The sequence below is a fragment of the Gallaecimonas sp. GXIMD4217 genome (assembly GCF_038087665.1).
In the GTDB taxonomy this organism is placed as follows: domain Bacteria; phylum Pseudomonadota; class Gammaproteobacteria; order Enterobacterales; family Gallaecimonadaceae; genus Gallaecimonas.
The window spans coordinates 649,888-666,364 of the sequence record NZ_CP149925.1; the positions used below are offsets into that span (position 1 = coordinate 649,888).

Genomic DNA, 16,477 nt, shown 5'->3' on the forward strand with positions numbered 1-16,477 from the left:
AAACGGGGTCTGGTCAAATATTGGTCGAGCATGGGCTCTAATAAAGATTCCATAAAAAACGGCGCCGAAGCGCCGTTTCTCGAGCCGGATTCAGGGGCTCAGGGGCGATAGCCGCCGGGGACGCCCTTGGTGGTCACGGCCACGGCGTCGTGGGCATGGAGGCTCTCCAGGTGGTTGACCCTGACCTGGAAGTCGCTGATGCCGGCCAGGTTGTTCAGGGCGTGCTGGATCCGGCGGGCGGCGTCCTCCACGAACATCAGGTTCTGGCCGTTGAGGCGGGCGAATTCCTGTTCGTCCTCGCGCTTGACGGCGGCCTGGACCGGGGTCTTGAGGGTGTCCTCGATATGGTCCACCAGGGCCTTGACCGGCAGCTCGTCGACCTCGGCCAGTTTGACCCGTACCTCGGCGATGGAGCGCTGGGAATGGGGGGTGGCCACTATGCCTTCTGTGGTGCCCAGCCACTGGTGCACCTCGGCCATGGATACCGCCTCGCTGGCGCCGAAGCGGTCCTCGAAGGCGGCCTGGATCAGCTGGCGGGCCAGGGCGGCGGAGCAGGGGCAGGTGGAGGAATAGGGCACTTCCACGGCCAGCTCGGCCTCAAAACGGCCCTCGACCAGCTCGCCGGTGACGGCCACAGGGTAGGCCTTCCAGCCGGATTTGCCGCTGAGCAGGGAATCGCGCTTGAGGTGGTAGTCGAAACGGAAGCAGACCCTGGCGCTGTCGCTGATGTCCTGGTGGCTTGCCACGAAGCCTTCCAGCAGTGTTTGCAGGGCGGACAGGCCCAGGCCCTCGCCGGCGGCCAGCTCTTCCAGCAGCAGGTAGAGGCGGGACATATGGATGCCCTTGGCAGAGACGTCAATCAGGTTGACGAAGGCTTCCACCTTGGCACTGACGGGACGTGCCGCATCGGCATCGGTGCGAACACAAAGGGGCTGGGCGATCTCGCCCATGCCGACCCAGTCCAGGCGGCCTTCGGTTTGCGCCTTGGTGTGGTTGGCGATATCCGGCATCTTGGCTGGCATTGATGACTCCGTTTGACTACAGCGCAGGTCGCCCCGGGCGACGAGGTGTGGCTTTATAACACATTTGTGGCGGCGCCTCATCCTGGCAGGCGTTGCCCGGCGCCCGGCGAGCGGCGACAATAGGACAATCCCTGGACAAGGACCCCTCTCCCCATGATGAAGATCTGGGCCCAGACGTTTATCGAGATCCTGACCCGCCTGGGCACGGTGCGCTTCAGTATCGCCCTGGTCAGCCTGATCCTGATGCTGTCGCTGATCGGCAACAGCACCACCCGCATCCTGCTGCACGGCACCGTCACCGTGCTGGATATCTTCACCCCCATACTGCTGACCTTGCTGACGGCGCCCTGGATCCTCTATTTCTTCCTGGAGATGATCAGCCAGCTGGACAAGAGCCGCCAGGAGCTGCGCCAGCTGGTGGAACAGCTGGAGCAGATGCGGGCCCAGGACAAGGTGCTCAACGAGAGCCTCAAGGACAAGGTGGACCAGCTCAACTTCGAGATAGAGGAGCGCAAGAAGGCCGAGCAGGCCCGCCAGGAGGCCATAGACAGGCTCAGCCTGGAGGTGGTGGAGCGCAAGAAGACCCAGGAGTCCCTGGCCGAGCAGACCGCGCTGCTGCGCTCCTTCATCAATTCCTCGCCGGACATGATCTATTTCCGCAACGAGAAGGGCATCTTCTACGGCTGCAACAGGGCCGTGGAGGAGGTCACCGGCAAGTCCGAGCAGGAGCTGATCGGCCTGTCCCCCTTCGAGGTCTACCCGGACGAGGTGGCGCTGATGGCCATCGAGACCGACAAGCACGTCTTTGAAACCAACCAGCACATCACCTACGAGCAATGGCTGGAATACCCGGACGGCCGCAAGGCCCTGTTCGAGATGCGCAAGGTGCCCTTCTTCTCCGCCTCCGGCAAGCGCCTGGGCCTGCTGGGCTTCGGCCGCGACATCACCGAGCGCAAGAAGGCCGCCGACGCCCTGGAAAAGGCGGCCAGGGAAAAGACCCAGTTCATCGCCACCATCAGCCACGAGCTGCGCACGCCGCTGAACGGGGTGGTGGGCCTGGCGCGGATGCTCAGGGACACCGAGCTGACCGAGGAGCAGCGCTCCTTCGTCAACACCATCTATGTGTCCTCGGTGACCCTGGGCAACATCTTCAACGACATCATCGACATGGACAAGATGGACAGGCGCCGCCTGGCCATAGTGCCGGAAAGGGTGAATTTCCCCGAGTTCCTGGCCGATCTGCAGAACCTGGCCGAGCTGCTGGCGGGCCAGAAGGGCCTGGATTGCGTGTTCAGCATCGACGGCGAGCTGCCGGAGCAGGTCCATATCGACGGCACCCGTACCCGCCAGGTGCTGTGGAACCTGCTCGGCAACGCCGTCAAGTTCACCGATCAGGGCCGGGTGGGGATCCGGGTGCAGCTGAGCCCGGGCGAGCAGGGCCAGATCGAGGCCCGTTTCGAGGTGTTCGACACCGGCATCGGCATCCCCAAGGCCGAGCAGGACAAGATCTTCGCCATGTATTACCAGACCGAGGGCGGTGGCCGTAAGCACGCCACCGGCACCGGCATCGGCCTGGCGGTGTCCAGGACCCTGGTGGAGGCCATGGGCGGCTCCCTGGCGGTGAGCTCGGAGCCCGGCCAGGGCTCGGTGTTCACCCTGTGCCTGAGCCTGCCGCCGGCCGACGGCCAGGAGCCCGAACCACAGGAGCAGGAAAGCCCCAGCCTGGACATCCTGCTGGTGGAGGACATCGAGCTCAACGTCACCGTGGCCCGCTCGCTGCTGGAGAAGCTGGGCCACAGGGTGACGGTGGCCATGACCGGCCAGGCGGCCCTGGATGCCGTGGCGGCCCAGGCCTTCGATCTGGTGCTGCTGGACATCCAGCTGCCGGACATGACCGGCTTCGACGTGGCCATCGCCCTGCGCGAGCGGGACGACTGCCAGGAGCTGCCGATCGTGGCCCTGACCGCCAACGTCATCAGCGACAAGGATGAGTACCTGGAGAACGGCATGGACGACGCCATCTCCAAGCCGCTGTCGGTGGAGTCGCTGCGGCTGATCGTCGACGAGTTCTTCGGCGGCCCCGGCGGCGGCTACCAGCTGGTGCCCGACAACGGCGAGGATCCGGAGCAGGATCAGCTGCTGGACGTGGAGATGCTCAGCCAGTACCTGGAGGCGGTGGGCCCGGACATCCTGCTGCAGTCCGCCCGGCTGTTCAGGGAACAGATGCCGGAATACATGTCGATACTGGAGTCCAACCTCACCGCCGAGGACGTCAAGGGCACCAGTTGTGAGGCCCACAAGATCAAGGGCGCCGCCGGCGCCATCGGCCTCAAGCGCATCCAGCAGCTGGCCAACCAGGCCCAGCACAGCGAGCTGCCGGCCTGGGCCGAGAACATCCAGGACTGGGTGGAGGAGATCGGCCAGAACTGGCGGGCGGATCTGGACTACCTGGAGCAGTGGCTCAGGCAGCAATGACAAGGCCCCGGCCGGGGCTGGACAGCAAAAAGGCCCCGGTTGGGGCCTTTTCTTATTCGGCGGCTTCCAGCTCGCCGCAGAAGCGGTAACCTTCGCCGTGGATGGTGGCGATGATCTCCGGGGTCTCCGGCACGCTCTCGAAGTGCTTGCGGATGCGGCGGATGGTCACGTCCACGGTGCGGTCGTGGGGCTTGAGCTCGCGGCCGGTCATCTGCTTGAGCAGGTCGGCGCGGGTCAGGATCTTGCCCGGGTTCTCGATGAAGTGCTGCAGGGCGCGGAACTCGCTGCGGGGCAGCTTGAAGCTCTCGCCCTTGGGGCTCAGCAGGGAGCGGCTGTTCACTTCCAGGGTCCAGCCGTTGAACTTGTAGCGCTCGACCTGGGCGGCCTCTTCGCTCTTGCCGGTGGACAGGGTGCGACCCAGCAGGTTGCGGGCACGTATGGTCAGCTCGCGGGGGTTGAACGGCTTGGTGATGTAGTCGTCGGCACCGATCTCCAGGCCGAGGATCTTGTCCACCTCGTTGTCACGGCCGGTCAGGAAGATCAGGCCCATGTCGCGGTGCTCGCGGATCTCCCGGGCCAGCAGCAAGCCGTTCTTGCCGGGCAGGTTGATATCCATGATCACCAGGTTGATGGGGTTGTTGGCCAGGGCCGAGTGCATCTCTTCTCCGTCGCTGGCTTCATGCACCACATAGCCCTCGGCCTCGAACAGGCCTTTGAGGGTGGTGCGGGTCACTGTCTCGTCTTCGACAATGAGGATGTGCGGGGTTTGCATGGGCAATACCTAAGTTAATCTCGACAAAATTCGCATCGACTTCGTGCAGAAGAGCGCACTTGTTGCTACTTCCCTGAATTCTAGCAACTCCGTCCTGTGATGATGATGAACCCTTAAAATCAGCGGCTGTAACCTAAAGCTGACTTTTAGGCACAGAGTCCAACATTTAGTTCATGCGGCACATGAAAAAACAGGCGGTTAAGTGACCGCGTTGGTCAAAAATGCGCCCCTGCAAGTGGGGCGCGCAAGTATACTGCACTTAACAGCTCACTAACAACCCAAGTCAGGGTATGGCTTTTGCCCCGGCTTGGGGCCTACACTCAAGCTAGCCCTGCAGCAGAGGAAAAATGCGGCATGTCCGTTTGGGAACATTATCGAAACACCGTGTTTCTCATGCCCCAGCCCCTTTCCCGGCGCCTTTCTTTTGCCATTATCACCGCCCACAACCCCCAAGGCCGCATTTTGTCACCGGCCGCCAACCTGAGCCGCGACAGCCGGCTGCGCCTGGAACTGGAAACCGCCGGTTTCCGCTCCCGTCCCCTGTGGGGCTGTTCACCCGACTTCCAGCACCAGGAAAAATCCTGGGCGGTGCTGATGCATCGGGATCAGGCCCTGGCCCTGGGCCACAAGCTGGAGCAGAACGCCATCTACTGGGTGGATCGGGATCTGCTGTTTCTGACCCCCTGCCTGATGCAGGAAGAAGACGAGGAATGCCTGGGCCTGTTCAGCGAACGGGTACACCGCCAGGCCCCCATGGGGCTCTGGCCCAAGCCCAGGTGACAAAGGCGGGATCAGGGGGTATAACTGACCCGTGGTCATTTAAAGGAGGCGCAGATGCCATCCCAGGTTACCCCTTTCCCCAAGCAGGCCGGCGGCAATACCGAACTGGCCGCCCTGCTGGAACGCAGCCAGAGGGCCTTCCGGGAGGCGCCCTGGCCCAGCCTGAAGGTGCGCCGCCAGCGCCTCAAGACCCTCAAGAAGCTGCTGCTGGCCAACCAGGAGGCCCTGATCGAGGCCATCAACGCCGACTACGGCATGCGCAGCCGCAACGAAACCCTGCTTGGCGAGCTGATGCCGTCCGTGGCCGGCATCAACCATGCCCTGGCCCACCTGGGACAGTGGCTGCGCCCCAGCCGCCGCAGCCTGGGCCTGCACCTGCAGCCCGGCTCGGCCCAGGTCCAGTACCAGCCCCTGGGGGTGGTGGGCATCATGGCGCCCTGGAACTATCCGCTGTTCCTGGCCATGGGCCCCCTGACCGCGGCCCTGGCCGCCGGCAACCACGTCTTGCTGAAGCTGTCCGAACACACCCCGGCCACCTCGGCCCTGCTGGCCAGGCTGATCGGCGAGCATTTCGAGCCCGAGCTGGTATCCGTGGTGGAAGGGGACGCCAAGACCGCGGTGGCCTTTTCCAAGCTGCCCTTCGATCACCTGCTCTTTACCGGCGCCACCGCCATCGGCCACCAGGTGATGCGCGCCGCCTCCGAACACCTCACCCCGGTGACCCTGGAGCTGGGCGGCAAGTCGCCGGTGATCGTCGCTCCGGACATGCCCCTGGAGCGGGCGGCGTCCCGCATCCTGTTCGGCAAGGCCTTCAACGCCGGCCAGACCTGCGTGGCCCCGGACTACGTGCTGCTGCCCAGGGGCAAGGCCAGGGCCTTCGCCGAGGCGATGCTGGCCCGGTTCCAGGCCCGCTACCCCGACTGGCGCCACAACAACGACTACAGCTCCATCATCAACGGCCGCCAGTACGGCCGGCTGCAGGGCTACCTGGCCCAGGCTTCGGAGGCCGGGGTGGCGATCCTGGGTGCAGGCGAGGGCGACGAGCTGCATCGGCGCCTGGGCCTGCAGCTGCTGCTCAACCCGCCCAGCCACCTGGCGGTGATGCAGGAGGAGATCTTCGGGCCGCTGCTGCCGGTCATCGAGTACGACGACCTGGACGAGGCCGTCGCCTTCGTCCAGGACAGGCCCAAGCCCCTGGCCCTGTACCTGTTCAGCCACGACGGCAAGACGGAGCGGCGGCTGCTGGGCCGGATCCGCGCCGGCGGCGTCTGCGTCAACGAGACCCTGCTCCATGTGGCGGTGGACGATCTGCCCTTCGGCGGCGTCGGCCATTCCGGCATGGGCCAGTACCACGGCCACGAGGGCTTCCTGACCTTCAGCCATGCCCGCAGCCTGGTGCGCAAGGGCCGGCTGTCCAGCACCGCTCTGGTCTACCCGCCCTACAAGGGCAGGCTGCTGAAGCTGCTCAGCGCCTGGCAACTGCGCTGACATGGACAGGCGGGCCTTCCTCAAGCTGAGCCTGGGCACCAGCGCGGCGCTGGCCTTGCTGGGCTGCTCGCCCAGGCTACCGGACGGGGCCTGGACGGCGGAGCAAAGGGCTCTGTGGCGGGCCTGGATCCCGGCGGTGCTGTCGCACTACCGGCACGATCCGGAGCTGGTGCTGGCCAAGCTGGAAGCCAAGCTGCTGGCGCTGCCCAAAAGGGAGCGGCGCCAGCTGAGTCAGCTGCTTGATCTTCTGGCCAGTCCCTGGCTGGTCGGCCCGTTGTGCGGCCTGTGGCGGCCCTGGCCGGATGCCGGCATCCAGGAGCGCAGCCAGGCCCTGGACGGGCTCAGGCGGCACTGGCTGAGGCCGGCCCGCCAGGCCTACAACGCCCTGGTGCAGCTGATCACCCTGGCCGCCTTCACCGCCCCGGCCTTGCAGCAACAGCTGGGCTATCCCGGCCCCCTCTTTCCCGAGCAACTGATCACCAGGCCCAATGACTATTCCTGATCCCATAGCCCAGGGCATCGCCAACGGCTGGGCGGTGAGCCCAGGCCACGCCCATGTCGGCCAGGTGCTGGACGCCGACGTGGTGGTGGTGGGCAGTGGCGCCGGCGGCGCCATCACCGCCGAGCGCCTCAGCCGCACCGGCCTCAAGGTGCTGCTGCTGGAGGAGGGGCCGCTGCGCTCCTCCAACGACTTCAACATGGACGAAGGCTGGTCCTACGCCGAGCTCTACCAGGACGGCGCCGCGCGCCAGACCCGGGATGGCGCCATTGCCATACTGCAGGGCCGGGCCGTGGGCGGCTCCACCCTGGTCAACTGGACCTCCAGCTTCCGGACCCCGGAGCGGACCCTGGCCCACTGGCGGGCCCAGGGCCTGGCCCTGGACGGCCTGGAGCGCTGGTTCGAGGTGATGGAAAAAGACCTCAACATCAGCCCCTGGCGGCTGCCGCCCAACGGCAACAACGCCAGGCTGGCCCTGGGCTGTGAGCGGCTCGGCATCCCCACCGGGGTGATCGCCCGCAACGTCAGGGGCTGCTGGAACCTGGGCTATTGCGGCCAGGGCTGTCCCACCAACGCCAAGTTGTCCATGCTGGTCACTCACATCCCCAGGGCCCTGGACCAGGGTGCGGCCCTCGTTTATGGCGCCAGGGCCTGGCGCATCGAACTGGAGGGGGGCAGGGTGGCCGGCCTGGCCTGCCATGACAGCGACGGCAGGCCCTTCCATGTGCGCTGCTCGACCCTGGTGCTCAGTGCCGGTGCCATAGGCTCGCCGGCGCTGCTGCTGCGCTCCGGCCTTGAGGACGACGCCGGCCATACCGGCCGTGGCACCTTCCTGCACCCGGTGCTGATGAGCTTCGCCCGTTTCGACGAGGAGATAGCGCCCTATCACGGCGCGCCCCAGTCCATCCACAGCGACCACTTCCAGTGGCAGCAGGACCACATCGGCTACAAGCTGGAGGCCATGCCGCTGCAGCCCATGCTGGCGGCGGCCCTGCACCGGGCCCACGGTGAGCGCCACAAACGGCTCATCGGCGACCTGACCCACACCAGCGCCATGCTGGCCCTGGTGCGGGACGGCTTCAGCCAGGACTGGCCCGGCGGCCAGGTCGAACTGGACGACGACCAGCAGCCGGTGCTGGACTACCCCCTGCACGAGCGCCATTTCGCCTACTTCCGGGGCGTACTCAGGCAGATGCTCCATATCCAGATCGCCGCCGGCGCCAAGGCCATCTGGCCGCTGCACCAGGACGCCGAGCCCCTGCCCGGCGCCGAGGCCCTGTTCCAGCTCGAGCAGCTGGCCATGGTCCCCCACAAGCTGGCGGTGAGCAGCGCCCACGTCATGGGCGGCTGCGCCATGGCCACCGATCCGGCCAAGGGGCTGTGCGACGGCCTGGGCCGCCATTTCCAGGTGCCGGGTCTGTTCGTCAACGACGGCAGCCTCTTTCCCAGCAGCGTCGGCGCCAACCCCCAGCTCAGCATCTATGCCCTGGCCGGGCGCAACGCCGAGGCCCTGGCCGAGCGCCTGACTTCCTGAAGCCGCCGCCCGCGGCTAGAATGGGGGCACATGACGAGGAGGTGCCATGGAAGAAGCGGGCTGGCAGCAGCTGCCCTTGGCGCAGTTGCAACTGGGCATGTATGTCACCGCCATCGGTGGCCAGGACAGGCTGCTGGTGAAGCAATCCGGCTATCTGGAATCGCCCCAGGTGCTGGCGGCGCTCAAGGCCTCCGGCGCCACCACCGTCTATATCGACCCCAGCCGTACCCGTCAGCCACCGCAAGCGGCCAAGGCCAAGGCACAAAAGCCCCCCATCAGCCAGGATCAGGCCAGGGCCCTCTACCAGGAGGCCAGGGGCATGATGGGCCGCCTCTACGAGGACGTGAAGCTGGGCAAGGCCCCGGACGTTGTCGAGGCCAAGCGCCATGCCCGGGCCTTCATCAAGGGGGTGTTCGAGAACCCCGATGCCCTATCCTGCCTGACCCGCATCCGCGAGAAAGACGCCTACCTGATGGAGCATTCCCTCAACGTCTGTATCCTGATGGCGCTGTTCGCCCGCCACCTGGGCCTGGATGCCGAGCTGGTGGATCAACTGGCCATCGCCGGCCTGCTCCACGACATCGGCAAGATCAAGGTGCGCGAGAGCGTGCTGATGAAGCCGGGCAAGCTGACCGACGCCGAGTTCGAGGAGATGAAGTCCCACGTGGTGCATTCCCGGGCCATCCTCGAAAGCCAGCCGGACTTTCCCCAGGCCGTCATCGAGGTAGTGGCCAACCACCACGAGCGCCTGGACGGCAAGGGCTACCCCCATGGCCTGGGCGCCGAGCGGCTGTCCAGCTTTGATCGCATGATCGCCATAGTGGACGTGTACGACGCCATGACCGCCGAGCGGGTCTACAAGGCCGGCATGGCCCCCACCCAGGCATTGAAGATGCTGATGGAGCTTAGCGGCAGCCACTTCGACAAGGCCCTGGTGCAGCAGTTCGTGCGCTGCATGGGCATCTACCCGGTGGGCAGCCTGGTACGGCTGGCCTCGGGGCGGCTGGCGGTGGTGCTGGCCCAGGGCAAGGATCCCCTGACTCCCAGGGTCAAGGTGATCTACCACAGCCGCATGCGCTGCCACCTGCCGGCCCAGGAGCTGGATCTGGCGGTGATGCCGGATCGGATAGAGGCCGCCGAGGATCCGCGCCGCTTCGGTCTGGATCTGGCCCGGTACCTGTGACTAGAATGCGCCTCCCAAGTGGAAGGTGAGTGCACATGAGCGATTTCGAGACCCGGTTCGGCGGCATCATCCGCCTCTACGGCCCCCAGGCCGCCCAGACTCTCAAGGACAGCCACGTGGCCGTGGCCGGTATCGGTGGCGTCGGCACCTGGGTGGCGGAAGCCCTGGCCCGCTCCGGGGTCGGCAGGATCACCCTGATCGACATGGATGACGTCTGCGTCACCAACGCCAACCGCCAGATCCACGCCCTCACCAGCACCATAGGCCGACCCAAGGTCGAGGCCATGGCCGAGCGTGTCCGCGACATCAACCCGGACTGCCAGGTCGTCGAGGTGGACGACTTCGTGACCCCGGACAATGTCGCCGAGCTGTTCACCAAGGACATGGACATGGTGGTGGACGCCACCGATTCCATTGCCGCCAAGGCGGCCATGATCGCCCACTGCAAGCGCCATAAGATCCGCATCATCACCATAGGTGGCGCCGGTGGCCAGATCGATCCCACCCGCATCCAGGTCCGGGATCTCACCAAGACCATCCAGGATCCCCTGGCCCGCAAGCTCAAGGAGCGGCTGCGCCGGGACCATGGCTTTTCCAAGAACCCGGCCCGCAAGTTCGGGGTGGACTGCGTCTTCTCCGACGAGCAGTTGCGCTATCCCCAGGCCGACGGCAGCGTGTGCGCCGCCAAGCACGCCGAGGGCAGCATGAAGATGGACTGCTCGTCCGGGTTCGGGGCTTCCACCGTGGTCACGGCGACCTTTGGCTTCGTGGCGGTGGCCAGGGTGATCAAGAAACTGACTGGTGTTGGCTGATGCCCTTTGGGGCTGCGCCTTTTTCTGAGTTGCTTTGTGGAGTTTGAATTGGGTTCTTCGAGGTCGCCCGCCGCAGGGGATCTCGAAGAGCGCAGCCCATAACCGTTAGACCAAGCTGAAAAAGGCAGGTTAGCTCGACATATCTGTTCCGTAGGGCGTCGAGGGTTGTAAGCTAGAGCACCCACACCGTATCGAGTCGCCCATGATCCACTACCGCCAGGCCACCGCCGCCGATATTCCCCAGATGAGTGCCATCCGCCTGGCCGTGACCGAGAACGTGCTCTCGGATCCGGCCAAGGTCACCACCCTGATGTATGAAGACTACCTGGAGCGGCTGGGCCGGGGTTGGGTGGCGGAGGAAGGCGGCCAGGTGCTGGGCTTTTCCTATGCCGCCAGCGCCGACAACAGCATCTGGGCGCTGTTCGTGCTGCCCGGTCAGGAGGGGAGGGGCATGGGCAGGCGCCTGCTGGAACTGGCCACAAACTGGCTGTTCGAACGGGGCGCCGAGGCCGTGGTGTTGTCCACCGACGCCGACACCAGGGCCGACCGCTTCTACCAGGCCCAGGGCTGGCAGCGGGGCCAGGTGCATCCGGACGGCGAGGTCGGCTACCGGCTGCCGCGCCGGCGCTACCTGGGCCGAGCCCTGACTACATAGCCGGTATCCACCCCGAACCAGAACGCCTTGCCCCTGGGGTCGAAAAACATGTGCCTGACCGAGCCGCCGCCGGGCACCTTGGAGCGGCTGACGAACCTCAGGGTTTTGGTGTCGAAGGCCACCAGGCGGTTGGGGGTGACGCCGGTCTCGGCTATCCAGACTCGGCCGCTGTCATCCAGGGCGGTGCCGTAGGGGTGGCTGCCCCTTCCGCCCGGCATGGGCCATTCCCGGAAGCTGCCGTCGCCCGGGTCATGGCGGCCCAGAACGCCGCCGGCGTAATCCACATACCAGAGGGCGCCGTCCTGGGTGATTTCCAGACGCCTGGGTCTGGCCTCCTTCCTTGGAATTTCAACCAGGCTCAGCCTGCCGTCGCGCACGGTGGCCAGGTGGTTGCTGCCCAGCAGCACGGCCCAGGGGTTGCCGTCCTTGCCGAGCTTGATGCCGTAGGGCCTGGCCCTGGGCAGCGGCACCTTGAACACCTGCACCTGGCCGCTGGCGGTGTTGAGGTGGCCAAGGGCGTTGCTCCACTGGGCGCTGAACCAGATGTGGCCGGCGCCGTCCCAGATCAGGGTGTGGGGATCCACCAGCCCCCTGGGCATGGGATGGGAGTCGATGGCGCCGCTTTTGGGATCCAGCCGGCCAATGCTGGCGCTGCGGTTGCCGGCGTACCAGACGGCGCCGTCGGGGGCGACGATCAGGTTGTGGGGATGGGTACCCTTGGGCAGGGGGAAGCGCTTGAGGTCGCCGCTGCCCGGCTCCAGGCGGCCGATATAGTTGCCGGCCTGGCCGCAGAACCAGAGGCTGCCGTCCGGCGCCACCGCCGGATCCCGGGGCCGGCCGCCCCAGGGCACGGACCAGGCCTTCAGCTCCAGCAGATCCGGCAGCGGGGCCGGCTTGGCCAACAGGCTAAAGGGCAGCAGGGACAGCAGCATCAGCACCAGACGCATGGTCGGCTCCTTGGCGTGGCTTTTCTTGAGATTAGTCGCCCTGCTGGAAATGAACGACCAGGTTGCGGCCATGGGCCTTGGCCTGGTAGAGGGCCTGATCCGCCTCCTTGAGCAGCTCGCCGGGCGCTTGCCCATGGCTGAGGCTGGCCACGCCTATGCTGGTGGTCAGCGGCGGGAAGTCCGGCAGGGCCAGTTCGCTGACGGCCAGGCGCAGCCGCTCGCAGACGCTCAGGGCCGCGACTCTGTCTTCGCCCGGCATCAGCAGCAGGAACTCCTCGCCGCCCCAGCGGCACAGGTGGTCGCCGGTGCGCAGGGCTTCCCGCAGGCAATGGGCCGTGGCCACCAGCACGGTGTCGCCGCCGTCGTGGCCGAAGCGGTCGTTGATGCTCTTGAAGTGATCCAGATCCAGCAGCGCCAGCGAGAAGGGGCTCTTGGCGCGGCGATGGCGCTCCAGCAGGCCTTCCAGCAGCTTGCTGCCGGCCCGCCTGTTGGGCAGTTCGGTGAGGGCGTCGGTGTTGGCCATCACGTCCAGCCTCAGGGTCAGCTGCTGCAGGGCCTCGTTCTGCTCGGCCAGGTGGCGGGTGCGCTCGGCCACCGTCATCTCCAGCTCGGCATTGAGCTGGCGCAGGTCGGCCTCGGCCTGCCGGCGGCGGCGAACGTTGCGCAGCAGCACCAGCAGGTAGAAGAGCAGGGCCACGAAGAGCAGGGCGGCGCCCAGCACCACGTCCTTGTGCAGCTGGTAGAAGGATTCGGGCCTGTGATCGATGCGGCTGTCCGGCGGCAGCCGATCCAGGCTGATGCCGAAACGCTGCAGCTGCCGGTAGTCGAAGCGGGGCAGGAAGCGGCTCTTGGGACGCACCCCCAGTGCGGCGGGCTCTGCGCCGTCAAGAATGGCCAGGGCCATGGCCGCCAGGGCCCTGCCGTGCAGGTAAGGGTCATTCATCTGGCCACCGAGCACGCCGGTGCCGATCAGCAGCGGCCCCCACATGCCGTAGAAGGGGGCCGGGCTGGCCTGGCTCAGGGCGGGCAGATCCCGCTCGTAGGAAAAGTAGCGGCCCTGGTTGTCCTGGTGGATGGCCAGCAGCATCACCGCGCTCTGCCCGTCCAGCCCGGTCAGGCGCTGCTGCAGCCCGGCCAGGGCGTAGTCGTCCCAGATCTCCAGGGTGGCGCCTTGCCATTGGTCGGCAAGCGCCCTGGCCCGGGCCACCATCTGGGCGCCGAAGCCGGTCTTATCGCCCAGCAGCACGATGCGTTTCACGTCCGGCTGCAGGCGCATGATCAGCGCCAGGTTTTCCTCAATGGCCATGCCCTCCAGGATGCCGGCGAAGTTGGCTCTGCCCTGGAGGCTTCGTGGCTCGAAGGCGTTGACGCCGCCAAACACCACGGGGGTATCGCCGAACAGGTGCTGGCCCTGCGCCAGCAACAGGTTGAAGGCGGCGTCGTCGGAGCTGATCACCAGATCCGGCGTCATGGCCCGGTACTTGTAGGCCAGCAGCTCGGTAAGCAGGGCCAGCTGGCGCCGGTCGTCGGTGAAGCGGCGGGCGTCCATGTACTCGATATGGAGATCCTCGCCGGCCACCCGGCCGGCCAGGCCGTCACGCACGCCCTGGGTCAGCTCGGCGGTCCAGATGTACTGGGGATGGTAGGAATTGAGCAGCAGCACCCTTGGGCCGGCCAGGGCCGGCAGCGCCAGGAACATCAGCAGGATGAAGGCCGCGCGTTTCGGCATGGGCTGCCCCTGTGGTGCATTCACCTAAGTATAAAGCGCAAGCCAGGCAGCCACTTGCGCTATCGTCATCTGTGTTTTTATCCAGTATGCTTGGGGCAACCCCCAAACGGAGTCCCACCTTGCCACAAGGCTTCCTGCTCAGCCGCCACAGCTTCGACCAGGGCGACAACACCCGGATCCACTACTGGCTGGCCACCGACCAGGGGCCGGCCAAGCTGGTGATCGAGGGTGAGCGGCCGGTGTTTATGGTCAGGACAAGCGACCGCAAGCAGGTGCAGGAGGCCCTGGCGCCGGTGCCCCACCAGTGGCGGGAGCTGGGCTTCCGGGACTTCGGGTTAGAGCCTGTGGCCATGCTCTATTTCCCCACCATAGACGCCCACCGCCGGGCCCAGGCGCTGCTGCAGAACCGTGGCATAGAGGTGCTGGAAGGGGATCTTCGCCTCCACGACCGTTTTCTTATGGAGCGCTTTGCCCGGGGCGGCGTTCAGTTCCAGGGCCAGGCCAGGCAGCGCGAGGGCTATCTCGAATACAGTCAGGTGCGCCTCAAGGGCGCCGAGGTAACCCCGGACTTCAAGGTGGTGTCCCTGGACATCGAGTGCTCGGCCAAGGGCGAGCTCTATTCGGTGGGCCTGTACGGCCAGGGCCTGGCCAGGGTGCTGATGGTGGGCGAGCCCGAGCCCGCCGAGCTGGAGATCCACTGGCTGGCCGACGAGCGGGCCCTGCTGCAGGCCCTGGAGGCCCAGCTGCAGGCCCTGGATCCGGACGTCATCATCGGCTGGTCGGTGGTGGCTTTCGACTTCCGGCTGCTGCTGCAGCGGGCCGAGCGGCTCGGCCTGCGCCTGAAGCTGGGTAGGGGCGGGGGCACGGCGACCTTCCGGGAAGGCCGCGAAGGCGGCCAGGGCTTTTTGACCCTGCCGGGGCGGGTGGTGCTGGATGGCATCGACGGCCTCAAGAGCGCCACCTACCACTTCGAAAGCTTCAGCCTGGAATTCGTCGCCCAGGCCCTGCTGGGACGGGGCAAGGCCACCGAGGACGTGGACAACCGCCTGGCCGCCATCGAGCACGACTTCCGCCACAACAAGCCCAAGCTGGCCGCCTACAACCTGGAGGACAGCAAGCTGGTGTGGGACATCTTCGAGCACACCAGGCTGCTGGACTACCTGCGGCTGCGGGCTCAGCTCACCGGCCTGGAGCTGGACCGCAGCGGCGGCTCGGTGGCGGCCTTCACCAATCTCTACCTGCCCCGGCTGCACCGGGCCGGCTATGTGGCCCCCAACCTGCCCGCCGGCGGCGGCCTGGCCAGCCCCGGCGGCTACGTGATGGATCCGCGGCCCGGCCTCTACGACAACGTGCTGGTGCTGGACTTCAAGAGCCTCTACCCCAGCATCATTCGCACCTTCAAAATCGATCCCATGGGCCTGATCGAAGGGCTGCGCGAAGAGGACGCCATACCCGGCTTTCGCGGCGGCCGCTTCTCCCGCGACAAGCACTTCCTGCCGGCCATCATTGCCGATCTCTGGGCCCAGCGGGACATCGCCAAGCAGCAGAAGGACGCGGCCCGCTCCCAGGCCATCAAGATCATCATGAATTCCTTCTACGGGGTGCTGGGCTCGGGGGGCTGCCGCTTCTACGACACCCGCCTGGCCAGCTCCATCACGTTGCGCGGCCACGAGATCATGCAGCAGACGGCAAGCTGGATAGAGGAGCTGGGCCACCAGGTGATCTACGGCGACACCGACTCCACCTTCGTGTGGCTGAGCGGCCAGCCCAGCGCGGATGAGGCGGACGCCATCGGAAAGGCCCTGGCCGCCGAGATCAACCAGCGCTGGCAGCACAGGCTCAGGGAGGAGCTGGCTCTGGACTGCCTGCTGGAGCTGGAGTTCGAGACCCATTACCGGCGCTTCCTGATGCCCACCATCCGCGGCTCCGAGGCCGGCTCCAAGAAACGCTACGCCGGCCTGGTGGTCAAGGACGGCCAGGAGCAGCTGGTGTTCAAGGGCCTGGAAACGGTGCGCAGCGATTGGACCGCCCTGGCCAAGGCGTTCCAGACCCGGCTCTACGCCATGGTGTTCCACGGCGAGGATCCCTGCGACTACATCCGCGACATCGTCGAGCGCACCCGGGCCGGGGAGCTGGACGAGCAGCTGGTGTACCGCAAGCGGCTCAGGCGCAGGCTGGACCAGTACGTGAAGAACGTGCCGCCCCAGGTGCGGGCGGCGCGCCTGGCCGACGAACGCCGCCGCGAGCAGGGCCTGGCGCCGCGCTACCAGAACAAGGGCTGGATCCGCTACCTGATCACCCTCAAGGGTCCCGAGCCGGTGGACTACCAGAGCGCCGCCATCGACTACCAGCACTACATCGACAAGCAGCTCAAGCCGGTGGCCGAGGCCATACTGCCCTTCGTGGGGCTGGACTTCGACAGCCTGGTGGACGGCCAGCTGGGGCTGTTCTAGCCGGCCCGGTTCACCACCTTTTGTTACAAAGAAGACCGACTCTTAGCCTTCCCTTCCTTGAGATGAAAATCCTCCATCCCTATGATGGAGCTCATTTTTTACCTTCCACTAACGCAAGGCGTAGGGAC

13 protein-coding genes are annotated in these 16,477 nt (G+C 66.3%); 9 read left to right on the forward strand and 4 right to left on the reverse strand.

From position 1 onward, the window contains the following. Positions 1–98: 98 nt before the first annotated feature. Positions 99–1,022, reverse strand: a complete 924-nt coding sequence (folE2, locus tag WDB71_RS03240) for a GTP cyclohydrolase FolE2 (RefSeq protein WP_341503207.1) — start codon at positions 1,020–1,022, stop codon at positions 99–101. 153 nt (positions 1,023–1,175) lie between these two features. On the opposite strand from folE2, the gene arcB reads away from it, so the two are divergent. Beyond that, positions 1,176–3,497 carry an aerobic respiration two-component sensor histidine kinase ArcB gene (gene arcB, locus WDB71_RS03245; protein ID WP_341503208.1) on the forward strand — a complete coding sequence of 774 codons (2,322 nt, stop codon included), beginning with the start codon at positions 1,176–1,178 and terminating at the stop codon, positions 3,495–3,497. 52 nt (positions 3,498–3,549) lie between these two features. On the opposite strand, the gene arcA is transcribed toward arcB, so the two are convergent. Beyond that, complete coding sequence (gene arcA / locus WDB71_RS03250; protein WP_341503209.1) at positions 3,550–4,269, reverse strand: two-component system response regulator ArcA; 720 nt, start codon at positions 4,267–4,269, stop codon at positions 3,550–3,552. A 462-nt stretch (positions 4,270–4,731) separates the two neighbouring features. Here arcA and WDB71_RS03255 point away from each other — a divergent pair, with 462 nt between their 5' ends. The 7 genes from WDB71_RS03255 (at position 4,732) to WDB71_RS03285 (ending at position 11,220) form a co-directional block, all read left to right on the forward strand. Beyond that, entirely contained in the window at positions 4,732–5,049 is a 318-nt protein-coding gene (locus WDB71_RS03255; RefSeq protein ID WP_341503210.1) for a DUF3293 domain-containing protein, read from the forward strand. Between the two features lie 54 nt (positions 5,050–5,103). Next, positions 5,104–6,537, forward strand: a complete 1,434-nt coding sequence (locus tag WDB71_RS03260; RefSeq protein ID WP_341503211.1) for a coniferyl aldehyde dehydrogenase — start codon at positions 5,104–5,106, stop codon at positions 6,535–6,537. Position 6,538: 1 nt separating this feature from the next. Then, entirely contained in the window at positions 6,539–7,039 is a 501-nt protein-coding gene (locus tag WDB71_RS03265; protein ID WP_341503212.1) for a hypothetical protein, read from the forward strand. Further along, positions 7,026–8,570: a GMC family oxidoreductase gene (locus WDB71_RS03270; protein WP_341503213.1), complete on the forward strand. Its 1,545-nt coding sequence runs from the start codon at positions 7,026–7,028 to the stop codon at positions 8,568–8,570. The genes WDB71_RS03265 and WDB71_RS03270 overlap by 14 nt, the downstream gene beginning before the upstream one ends. Positions 8,571–8,616: 46 nt before the next feature. Next, positions 8,617–9,753, forward strand: coding sequence for an HD-GYP domain-containing protein (locus tag WDB71_RS03275; RefSeq protein ID WP_341503214.1), 1,137 nt, complete (start codon positions 8,617–8,619; stop codon positions 9,751–9,753). Between the two features lie 35 nt (positions 9,754–9,788). Further along, a complete protein-coding gene (tcdA, locus tag WDB71_RS03280; protein WP_341503215.1) occupies positions 9,789–10,565 on the forward strand; it encodes a tRNA cyclic N6-threonylcarbamoyladenosine(37) synthase TcdA in 777 nt (258 codons plus the stop codon). A 202-nt stretch (positions 10,566–10,767) separates the two neighbouring features. Then, complete coding sequence (locus tag WDB71_RS03285) at positions 10,768–11,220, forward strand: GNAT family N-acetyltransferase (RefSeq protein WP_341503216.1); 453 nt, start codon at positions 10,768–10,770, stop codon at positions 11,218–11,220. Here the strand turns inward: WDB71_RS03285 and WDB71_RS03290 are convergent. After that, positions 11,193–12,167, reverse strand: a complete 975-nt coding sequence (locus tag WDB71_RS03290) for a hypothetical protein (protein WP_341503217.1) — start codon at positions 12,165–12,167, stop codon at positions 11,193–11,195. The genes WDB71_RS03285 and WDB71_RS03290 overlap by 28 nt on opposite strands. 31 nt (positions 12,168–12,198) lie before the next feature. Further along, on the reverse strand, positions 12,199–13,896 hold the full coding sequence (locus tag WDB71_RS03295; RefSeq protein ID WP_341503218.1) for a diguanylate cyclase: 1,698 nt from the start codon (positions 13,894–13,896) through the stop codon (positions 12,199–12,201). 86 nt (positions 13,897–13,982) lie between these two features. Here WDB71_RS03295 and WDB71_RS03300 point away from each other — a divergent pair, with 86 nt between their 5' ends. Continuing rightward, a complete protein-coding gene (locus WDB71_RS03300) occupies positions 13,983–16,349 on the forward strand; it encodes a DNA polymerase II (protein WP_341503219.1) in 2,367 nt (788 codons plus the stop codon). The last annotated feature ends 128 nt before the right edge of the window (positions 16,350–16,477 follow it).